The following is an 18,182-nucleotide window of genomic DNA, read 5'->3' as shown; positions in this document are numbered from 1 at the left end:
CTGAATTGAGCACTTACAATAGTGCAATAATTTTCTTAATTTGCAGCAAATGAAAAAGACCTGTTACCTGCTACTCTGGATACTCTGCCTGGCCACCGGCAGCCGGGCGGCAACTTTATATATACCCATGAATGCCGATGATCAGAATAACCACCTGAAGGCATACGGCATTGCTTTTATTGCACTGAAGAGCGGAATGACCGTAGACTGGCTCATCAATTACGATGGCGGCGCATTTGCTATGCAGCAGAATGCAGAAGTAGAGCGGCTCTGCCGCCTGCGCGGGGTCGATTATAATATTATGTCTGATGCCCAGTATTCTGGTGTAGTAAGTAAAATTGCAGATCCGAATTACAATGGCGACATCATTAAACTGGAGAAGCCTCCGCGTATTGCCGTATATACCCCACCCTCTAAATTACCCTGGGATGATGCCGTTACCATGGCCCTTACCTATGCAGAAATACCATACGATAAAGTATATGACGATGAGTTGCTGAGCGGCAAGCTGGCCGAGTATGACTGGCTGCACCTGCACCACGAAGACTTTACCGGCCAGTTCGGAAAATTCTGGGGTGCTTACCGTATGGCCAACTGGTATATCGAGGATGTAAAAACGCAAGAAGCATCTGCACATAAACATGGTTTCAAAAAGGTATCGCAGTTAAAACTGGCAGTAGCACAGAAGATCCGCGATTTTGTAGCTGGTGGCGGTTACCTCTTCGCCATGTGTTCTGCTACGGATAGTTACGATATTGCACTTGCTGCAGATGGTACGGATATATGTGAAGTGCCCTTTGATGGCGACGGCATGGACCCTAATGCACAGAGCAAATTGCAGTACGACAATTGCTTTGCCTTTAAAGATTTTGTCCTGGTGCGCAACCCTTACGAATATGAATACTCCAGTATAGACAATACGACCACCCGCAGATCATCGCCGGACAATGATTACTTTACCCTCTTTACCTTTTCGGCAAAGTTTGATCCTGTACCCAGTATGCTGACACAGAATCACACCACTACCATTAAAGGATTTATGGGGCAGACGACCGCTTTCCGTAAAGATAATATTAAGAGCAATGTGGTGGTTATGGGTGAGACCAAAGCTGAAAATGAAGCCCGTTATATACACGGCGAGTATGGCAAGGGCACCTTTACTTTTTACGGTGGCCACGATCCGGAAGATTACCAGCATGCCATAGGAGACCCGCCGACAGACCTTTCCCTGCATCCTAAATCGCCGGGCTATAGACTGATCTTGAATAATGTCTTATTCCCTGCTGCTAAAAAGAAGCACCGGAAGACTTAAGGCTGAAAGGGTTCAAAAGTAAACATTCAAAAACCCAAACTGATCTCTTCAGATCCAGCATCTGATAATCAGCAAGCTGCCCAAAGAAAAAAGTAAAAAAATTGTCACAAAATGCGTAATTTTACGCTCTAAAATTTAAAACATTATGAGTCAGGAATGGCCTTTATGGGAAGTATTTATCCGTAGCAAAACCGGTTTGGATCATAAACATGTAGGTAGCCTGCATGCCGCTGATGCAGCTATGGCTATGGAAAATGCCAGAGACGTATATACCAGAAGAATGGAAGGAGTAAGTATCTGGGTGGTAGAGAGCAAACATATCCATGCCTCTAACCCGGACGAAGCGGATTCTATGTATGATCCGGCTAATGATAAAGTATACCGTCACCCTACTTTTTATGTACTGCCGAAAGAGGTTGAGTACATGTAATCTTTAATGCCTTTGTTTAAAGGAAAATCTAATTATGTCCGTTAATAAACTAAACTATATTTTGCAACTGGCCGATAACGCTTTGATTATCGGACATCGCATCAGTGAATGGTGTGGCCACGGCCCTATTCTGGAGCAGGACATTGCCATTACCAATACAGCACTGGACCACCTGGGTCAGGCACGCAGCCTGTTTCAGTATGCAGCCAGCCTGTATAATGAATTGCCTGCAGAAGAGCGTGCTGCTATTGCACCTAACCTGAATATTGCTGCGGATCAAATCGCAGATGAAGATACATTCCCTTATCACAGAGATGCCTGGGATTTCAGAAACGTACAGTTGCTGGAGCAGGACAACAAAGACTGGGCCTACACTGTAGCCCGTTCATTCTTCTACGATCAGTTTACCGTATTGCACTACACTGCTTTAAGAAGCAGTACAGATGCGACCGTTGCGGCAATCGCAGAAAAATCACTGAAAGAGGCTAAATACCATCTGAAGTGGAGCAGCGAATGGGTAATACGCCTGGGCGATGGTACTGAAGAAAGCCATGCACGTATGCAGGAAGCGATCAATGAACTGTGGGCCTATACCGGCGAACTGTTTATGGCTTCTGAGGCGGATACGGCTATGCTCGCAGAGGGCGTTGCAACTGCATTGGATAAAATTAAAACAGACTGGTTTACTAACGTTTATGCTATCTTAAGTGAAGCAACACTGGCTATGCCGGATGCGAATGCCTGGATGCATGCAGGTGGTAAAACAGGTACACATACCGAACATATGGGATTCATTCTTACCGAATTACAATATGTACAGCGTGCTTACCCGAATATGACCTGGTAATCTATAAATATAATATTGCATAAGGGTGCGGCGTTATGAAAATATGCCGCACCTTTTTTTATTTACTTGCCGATGATGAATAAATATTTCACCCCTTACTTCAATAAACTTATCCTCAGTGGTGTACTGCTGCTGGGTAGCCTTTATTCCTGCAAGAAACCTAAAGACAATACAGGACAGCCCGGTTCGTCTGAAAATGTATTTATAGCCCAAGTCAACCAAACAGTATTTATTCCGGACAAAATAACGGTAGACTACATTGGCAGTACCTACTACATATTTGCAGAGCAGAAAGATATCAAAGCAAAGAACAGTTCTAAACTAATTATCCAGGTACAGGACAATGTAACGGATGATACGAAGTATACAATGGAGTATTTTTTCCGGCTGGACTATGAGGTAATGGAGGGCAACTTACTGAGCCGCTACAATACCCGCGCGGGAAACATTCATATTATTAAAAATACAGCAACAGAACTGGAAGCCTACTTTTCCGGAGATGTGGCCTTTTACTCCGTTGATCCTTCAACAGAAATCCGCAGCGGGTATTTTAAAGTAAGGAAGCAACCATAATACTCACCGGGAGCATGAATAATATTTCCCCAAAAGGTAACGTTAAGCAAAAAGGATGTTTTCCCTTTTTATTTTGCCTTACCCGGACTATTAGGAATAAGCTTCGCTACACAACCCTATTGTGCTGCTCCCATACAGGAGCAGCAGCTTAAGCTACAGATTGGTGTACTGTATGTATTGAATAATTATATCTCAACATTGTAAAAAATAAGAATAAAATATGCTTATATTTAATCCCCATATTATACAATGAAAAAATCTTTATTCTTCCTGATGCTGGCTATACCTGCTGCCGGCTTTGCACAAAACAGCAAATGGTCTCTGGGCCTGAATTACAGTCAGGGTGTAAGCACTGTGACTAATCAGCCTCAGGCCCAAATGGATCTGTCTTCTATGGCTATTGCCGGACAAGTCTTTTACCGCATAAATCAGCATACAGAGTTAAGTGCCGGTGTGCAATACTCTGCTGAAGGATTTCGTTCGGTATATGATAATGGCCAGGCCCCGGAAAGGCTATATTTCTCCATTACTGAACGATCCAGATTTATACGTATCCCTGTTCAGTTCAGGTATACTTTTATGCCAGAACAGCAAAGAGTACGTCCATACGTGGTTACCGGAGTATCTGCGGGTTTTCGCTGTAGCGGAGCCAACGATAGCAGATATTTCGCCTACAATGATTACAGTCGTGACTTTTTAGCCAGGGTGGATATGGTCATGACCGTTAGCCCGAAGTTTGACTTCGGTGTATATGGTGGTGCGGGTGCAAAAGTCCGCCTTGGAAACCGCTTATCCCTTACCGCTGAAGCAGGATTTTACCACGGCCTGATTGATGCAGTACAATATAATCAGGAATATAACAATCACCAAAAATCATACCATCAGCACCTTAGAGGACAGGTAGGATTACAGTTCAGCCTGTAACTTTATTGCAAATAATATATACTGAGTCTCCGCTTAAAGGAAACAAGACTCGCTGTGCTCAGACAGTGGCTTTCGACTCTATCGACCGAGTTAATGATTTTTGTAACGCCGGATTTATAAGTCCATTTTGAGCGATCTGTACTTGTACGGATCGCTTATTGTTTTCATCACAGCGATAACCATTTTGGTTGGAGATGCGATTGTTGAGCACCGAACGCGTCACACGTTAAGCTCAGACGATCAAAGCACGCAACGGTACAAAATGGCGGTGCCCAGCAATCGCCTTGATGAAAACAAAGGCATTTTTGGTCCTTTGTTGCCGGACAAAAGGACGAATAAAACAGCTTACTATATGCGGATGATAGTCAGTTAATATATTTTCAAAAGGCTTGAGTGTTCTACAGAATCACTAAAACCTTTTGAGTTTCATCCCGATATAGCGCGAAGTGTAACAGGCAGGGTAATTTATAATATTTCACTTACGGGTGACGTTGTTATAGTAACATCACGGTCTTTCATTAAAATAAGATTCCATGAAAAAACTCATGCCCTTCCTGCTGCTTGGCACTCCTTTTATCAGTTCTGCGCAGAAGCACCAATGAAGCACCAATGGACAGTAGGTCTGCAAGCCCAGACCGGTTTTACTACGGTAAACAACTTTTATACCAAGAACGATCATTTCCTGGCCTATGGACTGGGCGTACAGGCACTATGTTCAATCAATCAGCATTGGCAATGGGGTGCAGCCGTACAATATTCCTTCGACCCTCATAGCGGCCTTGTTGATTTCCGGGACAATCGCGATGCTCCGTTTTATTATCACTTTACAGTCAAACCCCATTTTCTGCGTGTGCCGGTACAAATAAGGCATAATTGGGGTAAAGTATCACAAAAATTAAGGCCCTATGCCTACATGGCCATCATACCAGGTTACCACACTGATAAAAAAGGAGCCAGGGTAACGTATAACAGTATGGATGCTTATGGAGAACAATGGGTCCGCAAGATCAATCCTTACAACCGAATGGAAATATCTATCGCAGCGGGAACAGGAGTAAGCTTACAGCTCAGCAGTAAGCTGCACCTCAACACTGAAATATACTTTGCGCAAGGCATGAATGATATCGGGGACTTCTCTTATGGCCAACCTTTCTCCAACTACCAGCAACAGCTTAAACTACAAGCAGGCATTTTTTATGATTTATAATAGTACAGGGACCTTGTACAATATGGACTGCAGACAAACCTGTAATTGATACAGATGTGCTACATTTGTACCCTTTATGGACCTCATACAGTACTTAATAGCCCCCTATAAAGAATATAGCACGCAGTTTATCATACTGGAGTCTGTCGCTGTAATATTCGGTGTATGGAGTGTTTTGCTCTCTATACGAAAACATATATGGGTGTACCCTACCGGCATTATCAGTACTGCACTGTATGTATACATCCTGTTTAAGGCCGGGCTGATCGGAGATACGCTCATTAATTTTTACTATACGGTAATGAGCATTTACGGCTGGATCGCCTGGTACCGCGTCAAGGTAGATGCCGTGCATGTGCGGGTGACCAAAGCCACTAAAAAAGACTGGGTCTGGGGCGGCCTTCTGTTCCTCCTCAGTATTATAGGGGTAAGCATTATCTATTACTACAAACCATTGCTTAATGATAGCAACCTGCAGGTAAAAGACCTGAACTGGGATCATCTGGACTGGGCCAATTATCTGGACATTATCACCACCTCCATTTTCCTCGTGGGCATGTGGTTTATGGCCCGGCAGAAGGTGGAGAACTGGTTGTTCTGGATCATCGGTGATGCAATCTGTATACCCATGATGATCTATAAATCACTGGGACTAACCGCATTGCAATACCTTATCTTCACAATACTCGCCATTGACGGTTACCTCAAATGGAAACGCAGTGCAACTGTAAAATAAACAATAAGCGCCGGTGCTCTGCACCGGCGCTTATTATATCATATCTATCAAATCAGGTTATTTGACAATCAATGCCTCGTTAGTATGAATCCCTTCACCTTTAACGCTGATATTATAACAACCCGCAGCGAATTGCTGTGCCGGTATTTTAATATTAGTCATGCCCGCTGCCAATGCCTGCTCTGGCTGCTGGTACACTACCCGGCCACTCATATCCGTCACGGTTACAGCAACTTTGCGTGCATTTTTCAGAGAGAGGGATAATGTTGCTTCTGCAGTTGCAGGGTTAGGATAAACCGATGCTGCGGCCAGTTGCTCATTATCACGAAGGCCCGTAGTATTATTCGTAGCCTGTATTACATTGACAAATTTATACTTGGTTCCTTCCTTTCTATAAATAGCGACTAATACAGAAATATTATCTGCATTCCAGCCTGCACCCATCGTCATAGAGAAGTCCTGGCTGTATTCTGTATTAGCTGCAATAGCTCCATTATACAACAGCATTCCCCATGGCGATTTATTGGCCATCATACTACCTCTTAACAGGTAGTGATGTTCTGCAGTTCCCGACTGACCATTTTGTGCAGCCAGCACTTTATTCTCCACTACAAATGCAGAAACATAAAATTCGCCTGTGCTTGCTGTCCAGAATTTCGATTTTGAAGTAACGTTAATAGTACCGCCGCTAATAGTGAAATATGCCGCAGGACTGGCCACAGGTGTTGTAGCCGCAAAAGTGTTATAGGCACCGCTCACCTCGCTCAGATAGCTTCCTCCATCCTCATCATTTACGATAAAAGTAGGATAGCCCCCTACAGGAAAATTGGACTCAAATGGGCCGTAACAGTTCGCATTCATAGAGGAGGGTGTACTACTCCCCATAACGCCAACATAATATCCTTTATCACCGATGTCTGCAATGACCTGGTTGGCCAGATTCCAGCCCCAGCCCCCGCAGGGTCCGCACCAGGTTTCGGTAAACTTGCATACTAATGAACGTGATTTCATTTCCGGTGTTTGTGCCTGTACCATCGCTAATCCGGTAAAACTGCACAGCAGTGTAAAAATGGTTTTTTTCATATTTATTTTTTGGATTTTTGTTTCCTAAATATAATCAGCCAAAATGATGATTCAAAGTTTTTATATAAAATATTTTAAAATAGTATTAAATTATAATTATACAATTATTATATATCATAATTATCCCATAATAATAAATGCCGGTCACTGTGACCGGCATTTATTATTATGGGATAAAATCAATACTACAGCTTCTCATTCTTAATCTCCTCCACTATTTCAGGGTTCAGTAAGGTAGAGATATCTCCGAAATTACTGAAATCACCTTCAGCAATTTTGCGCAGAATGCGGCGCATGATCTTACCGGAACGGGTCTTAGGCAAACCGGATACAAACTGTATTTTATCCAGTTTAGCTATAGGCCCTATCTGTTCTGAAATCAGCTGGTTGATCTCTTTGCGCAGGTTATCGCGATCGCGTCCTTCACCACTTTCTTTCAGGATCACAAAGCCATACAGTGCATTACCTTTAATATCGTGCGGATAGCCTACAATAGCGCTTTCTGCTACTGCCGGATGCTCATTAATACTGTCTTCTATCGGTGCGGTACCCAGGTTATGACCCGATACAATGATCACATCATCTACCCTGCCGGTAATGCGGTAATACCCTACCTCATCACGCAAGGCACCATCACCGGTAAAGTATTTGCCCGGAAAGGCTGTAAAATAAGTTTCTTTATAACGCTGATGATCGCCCCATATCGTACGGGCTATACCCGGCCATGGAAAACGGATACAAAGATTGCCCGTCACCTGGTTACCCGTGATCTCATTACGTTTATCATCCATCAGTACCGGTTGCACACCAGGCAGCGGTAATGTGGCATAGGTTGGCTTGGTCGGGGTAATGTAAGGCAATGGAGAGATAAGGATGCCACCGGTTTCGGTCTGCCACCAGGTATCTACAATCGGACTGGTCTTTCTGCCCACATGATCATTATACCAGTGCCAGGCCTCATCATTTATCGGTTCGCCTACCGATCCGATAACTTTCAGTGAAGACAGATCATGCTTCTCTACCCACTCCGTGCTTTCCTTCGCCAGGGCGCGGATAGCAGTCGGTGCAGTATAGAACTGTGTTACTTTATGTTTTTCAATTACCTCCCAGAAGCGGTCCGGCTGCGGATAAGAAGGTACGCCTTCAAAGATAACAGTCGTAGCTCCATTCAGCAGAGGTCCGTATACGATATAGGAGTGACCGGTGATCCAGCCGATATCTGCCGTACACCAGTAGATGTCATTTTCTTTATAGTTAAATACATTCTTGAACGTATATGCGGTATACACCATATAACCTGCACAACTGTGCATCATACCCTTAGGCTTACCCGTAGAACCGGAGGTATACAGGATAAACAGCGGATCTTCCGAATCCATAATCTCGGGTATATTATCTACCGGTGCAGCATCCAGCAAAGGAGCGATCCATTCATCACGGCCTTCCTGCATCGTTACCGCAGAACCAGTGCGTTTTACCACCAGCACTTTACCTATCGAAGGACAGGTTTTTAATGCCTCATCTACGATCCCTTTTAAGTCTATCTTTTTATCTCCGCGATAGCTACCATCTGAAGTGATGACCAGCTTACAATCGCAATCGGTAATGCGCGCGGCCACGGCAGATGCAGAGAAACCTGCAAACACCACGGTATGTATGGCACCGATGCGGGCACAAGCCAGCATCGCCACTGCCAGTTCCGGAATCATAGGCAGGTAAATACAGACACGATCGCCTTTGCCTATACCCTGGGCACGCAGTACATTGGCCATTTTACCAACACGGTCGTACAAGTCCTGGTACGTGATGTATTGTGTGGCCTCCTCAGGATTATTCGGTTCAAAGATGATGGCATGCTTACTGCCGCGACCGCTCAGGTGCCGGTCTATGCAGTTCTTTGTAATATTCAGCTTGGCATTCAGGAACCATTCTATCTTTGCTTCACTCATATCATGCTTCAGTACCTTCTCCCAACGCTGGTACCAGACAAAGTTTTCATCCGCAATCTTATCCCAGAATTTCTTAGGATCTTTGATCGACTTCTTATACTGTTTGAAATAGTCCGGCAAGCTCTCGATTACATAATTTTTCATCTTTACTTATTTATTTTAATGTTTTAATATTTACTTTTTGATCAGGGCAAACTGCTCCTGCAGCTCTTCAATGATTGCAGGATCATCTATGGTACTGGGCACCTGGTATGCTTTCCCGTCGATCATAGTACGGATCAGTTTACGCAGGATCTTGCCACTCCTGGTTTTGGGCAGGCGCTGTACGACCAGCACTTCTTTAAGACAGGCCACGGCACCTATTTTTTCTCGTACCAGTTGTACTACAGCAGCAGGCACTTGTTCAGGATCAGTTACTCCTTGTTTTAAGACCACAAGCGCCATAGGCACTTGTCCTTTTAAAGTGTCTTCTATGCCTACCACTGCACATTCAGCGACTTCCGGCTGACCGGCTACTACTTCTTCCATCTCCGCAGTGGACATCCGGTGGCCAGCCACATTAATCACATCATCCACCCTGCCCGTAATGAACATATAACCATCTTCATTGCGGATCACCCCATCGCCGGAGAAATAGTATCCGGTGAACTGCTCCAGGTATCCTCTCTTAAATCGTTCAGGATCATTCCACAAACCTGTTAATGTACCGGGTGGCAATGGTAGTTTAATGACCAGATAGCCTTCATGATGTGCATCCAGCTCATAGCCATTATCATTAAATACCCTGATGTCGTAACCCGGTATAGGCTTACCTGCGGCGGCCCTGATAATGGGCTCTTGTTCCACACCACGTTGCAGGCCCAGCACCGGCCAGCCACTCTCTGTCTGCCAGAAATGATCTATAGCCGGCACACCGATATGTTGCTCGTACCAGTCCAGAGTGGCCACATCACAGCGCTCTCCTGCAAGAAACTGGGTACGCAGGCAGGACAGGTCATATTGCTTTACCAGCAAGCCTTCGGGATCTTCTTTCTTAATCGCCCGTATGGCCGTGGGTGCGGTAAACATGATCTTTACCTGGTGTTCGGAGATGATGCGCCAGAACGTTCCGGCATCGGGTGTCATTATAGGCTTCCCCTCAAAGACCACAGTGGTATTGCGGTTCAGCAATGGTCCGTATACAATATAGCTATGCCCCACTACCCAGCCTACATCAGAAGCGGCCCAGAAGACCTCTCCTGGCTGCGCTCCATAGATATGCGTCATAGAGAACTGCAATGCTGTTGCATAGCCACCGGTATCCCGTATAATGCCTTTAGGCTTACCTGTTGTACCGGAGGTATATAATACATACAATGGATGTGTGGAAGGCAGTGAAATGCAGGGCACCGGCGCGAAAGCCGCTACCAGTGCGGCATAATCGATCACCCCTTTTGCTGGTTTTATACCTGCAAGTTTACGATCCACATGAACAATATGTTCCGGTTTATGAGCGGATAGTGCAATAGCTTCTGTCACCATAGGCATGTACGGAATAGTTTTCTTTCCTTCTATACCTACACTGGCCGTTAATATTACTTTAGGTTTACAATCATCGATGCGTACCGATAGCTCATGCGGTGCAAACCCACCAAATACCACAGAATGAATGACACCAATGCGGGCACAGGCCAGCATGGCAAACATGGACTGCGGTATCATCGGCATGTATATAATAGCCGTATCGCCCTCGGTCAAACCCAGTCCCCGCAAGCCTCCGGCTAGTTTAGCAACCTCTTGCTGCACCTGGGCATATGTATATTTTTGTTGTTGTCCGGTAACCGGTGAATCGTATATGACGGCAACCTGCGCTCCGTAACCCTTTGCTACATGCCTGTCTACCGCGAGGTAACACATATTCAGCATTCCATCGGGAAACCATTGCGGGTAGCCCGTTTCGTCGCTGCCCAGTATGGTCTCCGGAAAGGTATACCAGTCCAGCTGCCTGGCCTGTTGCTGCCAGAACAATTCCTTATCTGCGATGCTGTCTCTGTATAGTTGGTCTGCATTCATATACGTTCACATTTAATAGTTTATATCATCTATCTCAGGTAATCAGTTCATCCACCTGCTGTAATAATTTCTTAATGGAGTATGGTTTGGTCACATAAGCATCTGCACCCAGGTCGTAGGCTTTCTGTATATCGGCCGGATTATTTTTGGCACTTACAATTACTATCTTACAGTCTTTCAGCTGCTCTTCTGCACGGATCTGCTGCAGGGTCTCATACCCGTCCAGGTTAGGCATCATAATATCGAGCAGTACGGCCGCCGGTATTTCTGTTTTCAGCAAATCCATTACTTCACTACCATCACGTGCAATGAACACTTCATAGCCGCTCTTCCGGAAAGAATATTCCAGCGACATGAGTATTTTATGTTCGTCATCGGCTATAATTATTTTTTTCATACTTGTCGTAGTTTTGAGGAACAGATAAAGTGAACTGCACCCCATCCAGTATATTTTTGGCATAAATATAGCCATGGTGTGCTTCGATAATCTTTTTACTGATCGACAGGCCCAGCCCGCTGCCCAAAGGCTTCTTGAGGTTCTGGTTGCGCGACTGATAAAATTTTTCAAAGATCATTTCCAGTTCATCATCCGGTATCTGTTTCCCCGAATTATATATTTTCAGTTCCAGGTTTTCCTGCGGGTTGCATACACTCAACAAGATTTCACCATGCTTTTCTTTAGTGAATTTGATCGCATTTGCCAGCAGATTATTGATCACCTGGATCATCCGTTTTTCATCATAGTAAAAGAACTCCCTGGTCAGGTTCAGGCGCACATCCAGCTTTATCTCCTCTTTCTCTACCAGGTGTTCTATAGGCTGTATTACTTTCTTGATCGTATTCTTGATGTTATACTGCGCGATCTCCAATACCTGTTCGGTATGCTCCAGTTTATCGAGGTACAGGATATCATTGATCAGTTCATTCAGCCGGTCCGATTCTGAAATGATGTTGTAGAGAAACTGACTGCGTATGCCTTCCGGCATATCTTCATCATCCTGCAACAGCTCTCCGGCCGCACGTATAGCCGTAATCGGTGTACGCAGTTCATGTGCTACTGCATCCAGGAACTCATCTTTCTGCTTGTCTTTCTCCAGCAGCGAAGCATTGGCATGCTGCAACTGTGCCGATAGCTGTTTCAGTTTCTGCGACTGTTCTGTCAGCTGCTTGTTCAGTAATATATTCTGCTTCGACTCTTCAAGAATACCCAGCACTTCCGGCAGGCTGATCTTATCTTCTTTCGTCACACTCTCGATCAGGATCTTGGCAGATGCGGTACCGATTCGACCCGCCAGCAGGTTCTCCGAAAACTTGATCAGTCGGGCATCTGCGGTATCTTCTTCATCGGTAATATTATATTTCTGATTAAAGATATGTAATGCCTGTTTTGTCTTCTCCTCGCCCAGGAAGCGGATCAGGATGCGGCGTATATCTTCTGTTTCGGCAGTGCCTTTCCATACAAATGCACTGTCCTGGTACTTCAGGTATTTATCAATATCTACATACATTTCGGCGTAGTTGCGCTCGGTATAATTGCCCTTACCGAATATAGACACGAGGGCAAAGATGACGGTATTCACAAAGAGACTCCAGAAAAATGCATTGGTCATAGGATCGAAATAATCGATCGTAAAAAAGGATTGCGATACCACTGCCCCGCTCATCTCCGGGAGGATGAGCATTTTGTAACACATGAATACCCCGGCGATCAAGCCGCTGACTGCACCCCAGTAGGAACCACGCTTCCAAAAAATAGCCGAGAAAAACGATGGTGCCAGTTGTGCAATAATCACGAAAGACATCAGGCCTACGGAGAACAGTGAATTCTCATTGATATAAAATTTATAAAACAGGTAAGCGCAGACAATCAGCAATGCGATGCCGATTTTGCGCACCGTCACAATCAGTTTCGTATTATCCTTTACATTGCTTTCACTAATCTTGTTCAGTATTCCGTAAGGAATAATAAGGTTGTTAGACATCATGATCGACAGGGCTATGCTGGAGATGATGATCATAGATACACTGGCACTGAGTCCGCCTAAGAACACGATTACGGTAATGATATGCTGTCCGAACTTTTGCGGGATCAGGATAGAATACATCTCTGCATTGACCGATGCTCCCTTGAACAAAATATTGCCACCCCAGGCAACAGGGAAGACAAAAATATTGATGAGCAACAGGTAAAGCGGCACCAGCCATAAGGCCGTACGCAGGTGTTTCTCTCTCCTGTTTTCTACGATAGTAGTATGAAACTGTCTTGGCAGCAGGAAGATGGCCGACATCGACAAAAGACTCATCAGGCACCAGTTCAGCGCACCGGTAAGGCCACCTATACTATTCTTATGGGCAAAGTCGGAAAAGGTTGAAGCCTGTGCGTACAGGTCATCCCAGCCATTGAAGACACCATAGGTAACATAGATACCCAGCACTAAAAAGAAGATCAGCTTTAATATAGATTCTGCAGCAACGGCGGCAATGACACCTACTCTCTTTTCAGAAGCATCGACATATTTCGTGCCGTAATAAGAGGAAAAAACCGTAATCAGCGCAACGACATAAGTAGCTGAATCGGTGAATATATTATTGCTGTTGGCCGTGTGCGACACCAGGTGAAAGGTATCTGATATAGCCTTGATCTGCAAGCCGATATAGGGCACAATTGCAGCAGCGCAAATGAGGGTAATCAACGCGCCCAGCGAACGGCTGTTGCCATAGCGCAAAGAGATAAAATCGGCAATACTACTGATCTTATTCACCCTGGAGATGCGTATAATCTTAGCATTAATTATTATCCATGCCGGTATGATAATGATGGGGCCAATATAGATCGTCAGGTATTCCAGCCCTCTTGTGGCGGCCACACCTATACTGCCGTAATAGGTCCAGGCAGAACAATACACCGCAATGGATAAGGAGTAGATATACGGGTTATTTACCCAGAATGGCTTCCGGCTTTTCTCTGCTACACTGGCTATAAAAAACAGCAATACCAGATACAGTAATACTAATATAAATAATCCGACGCTATTCATTATATCTTTTAACAACAAAAAAAGTGATCGCAATGGAAGCTATCCATACCATGAAAATATACGCATAGATCATGGGAATGCCGATAACCTTATCCGCTTTATCAAACAGCAGTATGATGGGTACATTGAGCAGTATAAAAATAATGATGCTCACCAATACCAGCTTCTGTTCATGTCTCTTTTTCATCCTTTGGGAAAGTCCATCCGGGCAGTTTCGGATTCAATTCTTAAATGTACAAAAATCAAGGGAAAGCCGGGGAAAAAATCTTTAGAATTCCCCGGCATTTTCTTTTATTTACCGGTTTACTTTTCCAGCGAATATTCACCCTGCAGGGCGTAGTATCCGAAGATGAGTAAACCTCCTACAATAATGGGGGTAAGCAGGGATAAAATAATGATCCCGAATACCAGGTCGTCCTGGCTACCGGAACTGATCTTAGGCAGTCCGAACTGGAAGATACAGAAGTATCCTGCGGCTAAGGCCAGTAATATCCATACAATGCCGAATGCTTTTCTGATGGCGTTCATAAAATAATATTTTTTGAATGATTGAATGTTGATTTAATCTTTGACACTTTTATCCTTGCCATTAATGTACAGCACACCTATCACCAGGCAAATGGCTGCAATAATGATCGGATACCATAAACCCTGCAGGTACCAGTCCGGATTGCCCGCCTTCTGTGCACTGCTTACAAAATAGGTGGCTACGAAAGGCAGCAATCCACCGAATACCCCATTACCGATATGGTATGGTAAAGACATGGACGTGTAGCGGATACGTATCGGGAACATCTCTACCAGGAAGGCGGCAATCGGGCCGTACACCATGGTTACGAATACTACCTGTATAAATACCAGGAAGATCAGGGTCCACTTGTCCGAATCATTAACCGTAATCGATTTAGTCACTTTGGCTGCAATTGGTTTGGCAGCAGGATCGGCCTGGATGTGTACCACGCTATCCTTTTTCAACTCGGTACCATCGGTATAGGTACTGATACTGCTGTAGGTGGTGAGCTGGTCTCCCTCATGTTTAGGATCGGCTTTAGTCGTAACTTTCTGGCTAATCCCGTTTTCGGTCAGGGTCTTTTTCGTAACATCTGTAGTGGCAAACATTTTACTGTATATAGGCCGGTAGCATACAATAGCGATAGCCATACCCAGCATCATAATTATCTTGCGCCCGTAGCGATCCGATAAGGCACCAAATACTACGAAAAGTGGCGTACCCATGAGTAAGGCGATGGCCATCAGCGAATCTACCTGGGCACTGTTTATGTTCATTACTTTCTGCAGGAAGCTCATGGCATAGAACTGGCCGGTATACCATACCACGCCCTGCCCCATAGCCGCACCAAACAGAGCCAGCAGCACAAATTTGAAGTTAAAGCGGTTACCGAAACTTTCTTTCAGCGGATTCTTGGAAGTCTTTCCTTCTTCCTTGGCTTTCGCAAACAATGGAGACTCCTTCATATTCTTACGGATGATGTAAGATACCCCAACCATTAAAATAGATATCCAGAACGGCACGCGCCAGCCCCAGCTGTCAAAAGCCTCGGCAGATAAGGTTTTCTTGGTAATGAGGATCACGATCAGCGACACGAAAAGTCCGATCGTAGCCGTAGTCTGTATCCAGGAGGTCCAGTAACCGCGGCGATTGGGTTGTGCATATTCGGCTACATAAGTTGCAGCGCCGCCATATTCACCACCCAGGGCCAGTCCCTGTAAGAGGCGTAGTAATAATACCAGTACCGGTGCCAGGAAACCAATCGTTTCATAACTGGGTATACAGCCAATCAGGAAGGTAGCACCACCCATGATGAGCAGGGTAACCAGAAAGGTGTATTTACGACCGATGATATCGCCCAGACGGCCAAAGAATAAGGCGCCGAAAGGTCTTACTACAAAACCGGCTGCAAAAGTGGCCAGTGTGGACAAGAAGGCAGCAGTAGGATTGGCAGAAGGGAAAAACTTATCGGCCAGTACCACAGCAAGACTTCCAAATATGTAGAAATCATACCATTCAATGAGGGTACCTAAAGAGGAAGCGGTGATCACGCTCCAGATCGTTTTATTTTGCTGGCGGGTCTCCGCCTTAGAATATTGCTGACTCATAATAATCTGTTGTGGTTTATAGATAAACTTGGAATTGAACGGTGAGCTCACCTTTAGCCGTAGGCTTGGCGGTAGTAGAGGTATATACCGGACGGGTGCTGTACTGGGTAGAGATTTTGGCATGATGACCGCTGATCAGCCAGTTGGCACCTATATCAAACTGGGTGGAAGCATGCTCCAGGGCTTCGAACTGCTTATGCGTAACCGCGCCGAAGGGTTGGATGCGCAGTTTGGCTGCAGGATTTTTACAAGGCAGCATAAATCCGGCCTGTACATGGGCAATGCTTCCGGTTCCGATGGTGGGCTGCAGGTTGCCGGCACCAGCTATGGCACGGCTGCCGGTATAGGTCGTATCATTTCCGGCTATATTCATAATACCCAGGTTGCGCAGGTAATTAGGACCGAAATCGTAATGATAATATACACCGTATACATTAATAGCCATATTCTTTGCCTTATCTCCTACCGGCAATTCGGCAAATACATCGGCAGATAATAAGGTAATATCATGTTTGGACGTTACCCCATTCACCATAGAGCGCGTGCCTTCGGGCTGACGGTAAAAACCCGCACCTATATTGAAGATTTTCTTTGTGCCTAAATAAGTGCCTACTTTATACGGTAGTGCATTGGATTCGATGTCGCAGAACTGGTATTCTACATAACCGGCCTGAGACCATTTCGATTTTCCATTATTATCTACAGCAATAGCGGTGGCATCGCTGGTGGCATTTACGGGGCTAAGGTTGGTGGCAAATGGTTTATTGACGCTGAAACGGTACTCCAGCCGATCCCATTTACCTTTAGCAAAAATACCCATCTGGCGGGCAAACTGGTCAGAATTGTCGATCAGTGGCCAGTTGAATATCTGCGCATCGACGAGCAGGAAGTTGAGTGTAGAGGCCATTGTCGCGCGGGACAAACCGGTATAGTAATGTAAACCAGCCCCTATAGATAAACTGAATTTTGATTTTTCGGTGGGCTGTACCACTGCATATTCATTCCAGGCATCGTGAAAGAACATACCCGGCTTTTTGCCCTGTCCGTAGCCACCGGTACCGGAGGTTCCAGCAGCGCCTCCATTGATGAAGGTCTGGTTATTGATCCCGAAGTGAGTAACTATAGTAAACCGTTTGGAGATCTGTGCCATGGCCAGGAAGCGCAGGCGGCGGTTGCCGATGCTCCAGCTGTTATCTTCCGGCACACCGGCTACGGCACTACCCGGGTTGTTCTGGGTATTCCGGAGCCAGATCTGGTTCCAGGTAATGAAGCGGATATATTTAGAGCCGTCCTGGTTCACATTGAGTTTGATACCAGAGCCATAATCCGAAAATCCTTGTGCAAAGAGGGTTTGGGACAGAAGCAAACCAGAAATTGCGAGCGCTATTTTCTTCATTTTTCTATGTTTAAAATTGTTATACGATTGCAATACGAATTTGTAAACAATATCCAACAAAGTGAAAAATGATATATATTTCTGTAAAGAAGTATAGTTATTTCTTAAACCGCTCCCATTTGATCAGCATAAACTTATCTCCGAACTCGGTGATGATAAAGCCTGCTCCCTTAAGATTTTCATTATTCTGTACAAATTCCACCAGTTCTTCCTGGCTGAATACCTTGTAACTGGGGTGGTATTGTGCCTGTCCCGGACGGGAAATGCCATACTCTTTGACCCAACCACTGATGGCGGTATGAGACACGCCAATGATGCGCTCAATCTCCCGGAAACTAAGGCCCTCCAGATACAGCTGTAATGCCTTTGTAACATAATAATCATCAATCTTTTTACCCAGCTTATCTACCGTAAAATAGTAGGCGCATTCTTTGCAGTAAAACCGCTGCCGGTCTTTCACAATTCCACTCTTGACGATATGCTGTCCGGCACATTTGGGACACTTTTTTGGGTTCAT

The 18,182-nt window shown here is 45.1% G+C and carries 17 protein-coding genes; 7 read left to right on the top strand and 10 right to left on the bottom strand.

Features of this window, described 5'->3' with window-relative positions; genetic code table 11:
* Positions 1-49 precede the first annotated feature (49 nt).
* From EMP01_RS13025 to pnuC, 7 genes are all read left to right on the top strand, one after another.
* A complete protein-coding gene (locus EMP01_RS13025) occupies positions 50-1,312 on the top strand; it encodes an asparagine synthetase B (RefSeq protein ID WP_129021988.1) in 1,263 nt (420 codons plus the stop codon).
* Between the two features lie 145 nt (positions 1,313-1,457).
* Positions 1,458-1,742, top strand: a complete 285-nt coding sequence (paaB, locus tag EMP01_RS13020) for a 1,2-phenylacetyl-CoA epoxidase subunit PaaB (protein WP_129021987.1) — start codon at positions 1,458-1,460, stop codon at positions 1,740-1,742.
* Positions 1,743-1,776: 34 nt separating this feature from the next.
* Positions 1,777-2,589: a 1,2-phenylacetyl-CoA epoxidase subunit PaaC gene (gene paaC / locus EMP01_RS13015; RefSeq protein ID WP_129021986.1), complete on the top strand. Its 813-nt coding sequence runs from the start codon at positions 1,777-1,779 to the stop codon at positions 2,587-2,589.
* Between the two features lie 72 nt (positions 2,590-2,661).
* Entirely contained in the window at positions 2,662-3,162 is a 501-nt protein-coding gene (locus tag EMP01_RS13010; RefSeq protein ID WP_129021985.1) for a hypothetical protein, read from the top strand.
* Between the two features lie 249 nt (positions 3,163-3,411).
* Complete coding sequence (locus EMP01_RS13005; RefSeq protein WP_129021984.1) at positions 3,412-4,086, top strand: outer membrane beta-barrel protein; 675 nt, start codon at positions 3,412-3,414, stop codon at positions 4,084-4,086.
* Positions 4,087-4,684: 598 nt separating this feature from the next.
* Entirely contained in the window at positions 4,685-5,293 is a 609-nt protein-coding gene (locus tag EMP01_RS13000) for an outer membrane beta-barrel protein (protein WP_129021983.1), read from the top strand.
* Positions 5,294-5,369: 76 nt separating this feature from the next.
* The gene (gene pnuC / locus EMP01_RS12995; protein WP_129021982.1) at positions 5,370-6,029 is read left to right on the top strand and encodes a nicotinamide riboside transporter PnuC; all 660 of its coding nucleotides are present in this window, start codon (positions 5,370-5,372) and stop codon (positions 6,027-6,029) included.
* Positions 6,030-6,086: 57 nt separating this feature from the next.
* Here pnuC and EMP01_RS12990 read toward each other — a convergent pair whose 3' ends face one another.
* From EMP01_RS12990 to EMP01_RS12945, 10 genes are all read right to left on the bottom strand, one after another.
* The gene (locus EMP01_RS12990) at positions 6,087-7,112 is read right to left on the bottom strand and encodes an Omp28-related outer membrane protein (protein ID WP_129021981.1); all 1,026 of its coding nucleotides are present in this window, start codon (positions 7,110-7,112) and stop codon (positions 6,087-6,089) included.
* A gap of 185 nt (positions 7,113-7,297) precedes the next feature.
* On the bottom strand, positions 7,298-9,205 hold the full coding sequence (gene acs / locus EMP01_RS12985) for an acetate--CoA ligase (protein ID WP_129021980.1): 1,908 nt from the start codon (positions 9,203-9,205) through the stop codon (positions 7,298-7,300).
* 30 nt (positions 9,206-9,235) lie between these two features.
* Positions 9,236-11,113: an AMP-binding protein gene (locus EMP01_RS12980; protein ID WP_129021979.1), complete on the bottom strand. Its 1,878-nt coding sequence runs from the start codon at positions 11,111-11,113 to the stop codon at positions 9,236-9,238.
* Between the two features lie 34 nt (positions 11,114-11,147).
* The gene (locus tag EMP01_RS12975; RefSeq protein WP_129021978.1) at positions 11,148-11,510 is read right to left on the bottom strand and encodes a response regulator transcription factor; all 363 of its coding nucleotides are present in this window, start codon (positions 11,508-11,510) and stop codon (positions 11,148-11,150) included.
* Positions 11,485-14,151, bottom strand: coding sequence for an ATP-binding protein (locus EMP01_RS12970; protein ID WP_129021977.1), 2,667 nt, complete (start codon positions 14,149-14,151; stop codon positions 11,485-11,487). The genes EMP01_RS12975 and EMP01_RS12970 overlap by 26 nt, the downstream gene beginning before the upstream one ends.
* Complete coding sequence (locus EMP01_RS12965; protein WP_129021976.1) at positions 14,144-14,338, bottom strand: hypothetical protein; 195 nt, start codon at positions 14,336-14,338, stop codon at positions 14,144-14,146. Before EMP01_RS12965 ends, EMP01_RS12970 begins: the two co-directional genes overlap by 8 nt.
* Before the next feature lie 116 nt (positions 14,339-14,454).
* Entirely contained in the window at positions 14,455-14,679 is a 225-nt protein-coding gene (locus EMP01_RS12960; protein WP_129021975.1) for a DUF6814 family protein, read from the bottom strand.
* 33 nt (positions 14,680-14,712) lie between these two features.
* Positions 14,713-16,269 carry an MFS transporter gene (locus tag EMP01_RS12955; RefSeq protein ID WP_129021974.1) on the bottom strand — a complete coding sequence of 519 codons (1,557 nt, stop codon included), beginning with the start codon at positions 16,267-16,269 and terminating at the stop codon, positions 14,713-14,715.
* Between the two features lie 16 nt (positions 16,270-16,285).
* Entirely contained in the window at positions 16,286-17,665 is a 1,380-nt protein-coding gene (locus tag EMP01_RS12950) for a porin (protein ID WP_129021973.1), read from the bottom strand.
* A gap of 97 nt (positions 17,666-17,762) precedes the next feature.
* Positions 17,763-18,182, bottom strand: coding sequence for an IS1 family transposase (locus EMP01_RS12945; RefSeq protein ID WP_129021972.1), 420 nt, complete (start codon positions 18,180-18,182; stop codon positions 17,763-17,765).

The organism is Edaphocola flava (assembly GCF_004118155.1).
GTDB lineage: Bacteria > Bacteroidota > Bacteroidia > Chitinophagales > Chitinophagaceae > Edaphocola > Edaphocola flava.
This window is presented reverse-complemented; position numbering and strand designations above follow the sequence as displayed.

Excerpts from the sequence above, each read along its gene's own strand:
- EMP01_RS13025 (WP_129021988.1), top strand. The coding sequence starts at position 50 with ATGAAAAAGACCTGTTACCTGCTACTCTGGATACTCTGCCTGGCCACC.
- paaB (WP_129021987.1), top strand. The coding sequence starts at position 1,458 with ATGAGTCAGGAATGGCCTTTATGGGAAGTATTTATCCGTAGCAAAACC.
- paaC (WP_129021986.1), top strand. The coding sequence starts at position 1,777 with ATGTCCGTTAATAAACTAAACTATATTTTGCAACTGGCCGATAACGCT.
- EMP01_RS13010 (WP_129021985.1), top strand. The coding sequence starts at position 2,662 with ATGATGAATAAATATTTCACCCCTTACTTCAATAAACTTATCCTCAGT.
- EMP01_RS13005 (WP_129021984.1), top strand. The coding sequence starts at position 3,412 with ATGAAAAAATCTTTATTCTTCCTGATGCTGGCTATACCTGCTGCCGGC.
- EMP01_RS13000 (WP_129021983.1), top strand. The coding sequence starts at position 4,685 with ATGAAGCACCAATGGACAGTAGGTCTGCAAGCCCAGACCGGTTTTACT.
- pnuC (WP_129021982.1), top strand. The coding sequence starts at position 5,370 with ATGGACCTCATACAGTACTTAATAGCCCCCTATAAAGAATATAGCACG.
- EMP01_RS12990 (WP_129021981.1), bottom strand. The coding sequence starts at position 7,112 with ATGAAAAAAACCATTTTTACACTGCTGTGCAGTTTTACCGGATTAGCG.
- acs (WP_129021980.1), bottom strand. The coding sequence starts at position 9,205 with ATGAAAAATTATGTAATCGAGAGCTTGCCGGACTATTTCAAACAGTAT.
- EMP01_RS12980 (WP_129021979.1), bottom strand. The coding sequence starts at position 11,113 with ATGAATGCAGACCAACTATACAGAGACAGCATCGCAGATAAGGAATTG.
- EMP01_RS12975 (WP_129021978.1), bottom strand. The coding sequence starts at position 11,510 with ATGAAAAAAATAATTATAGCCGATGACGAACATAAAATACTCATGTCG.
- EMP01_RS12970 (WP_129021977.1), bottom strand. The coding sequence starts at position 14,151 with ATGAATAGCGTCGGATTATTTATATTAGTATTACTGTATCTGGTATTG.
- EMP01_RS12965 (WP_129021976.1), bottom strand. The coding sequence starts at position 14,338 with ATGAAAAAGAGACATGAACAGAAGCTGGTATTGGTGAGCATCATTATT.
- EMP01_RS12960 (WP_129021975.1), bottom strand. The coding sequence starts at position 14,679 with ATGAACGCCATCAGAAAAGCATTCGGCATTGTATGGATATTACTGGCC.
- EMP01_RS12955 (WP_129021974.1), bottom strand. The coding sequence starts at position 16,269 with ATGAGTCAGCAATATTCTAAGGCGGAGACCCGCCAGCAAAATAAAACG.
- EMP01_RS12950 (WP_129021973.1), bottom strand. The coding sequence starts at position 17,665 with ATGAAGAAAATAGCGCTCGCAATTTCTGGTTTGCTTCTGTCCCAAACC.
- EMP01_RS12945 (WP_129021972.1), bottom strand. The coding sequence starts at position 18,182 with ATGAACCCAAAAAAGTGTCCCAAATGTGCCGGACAGCATATCGTCAAG.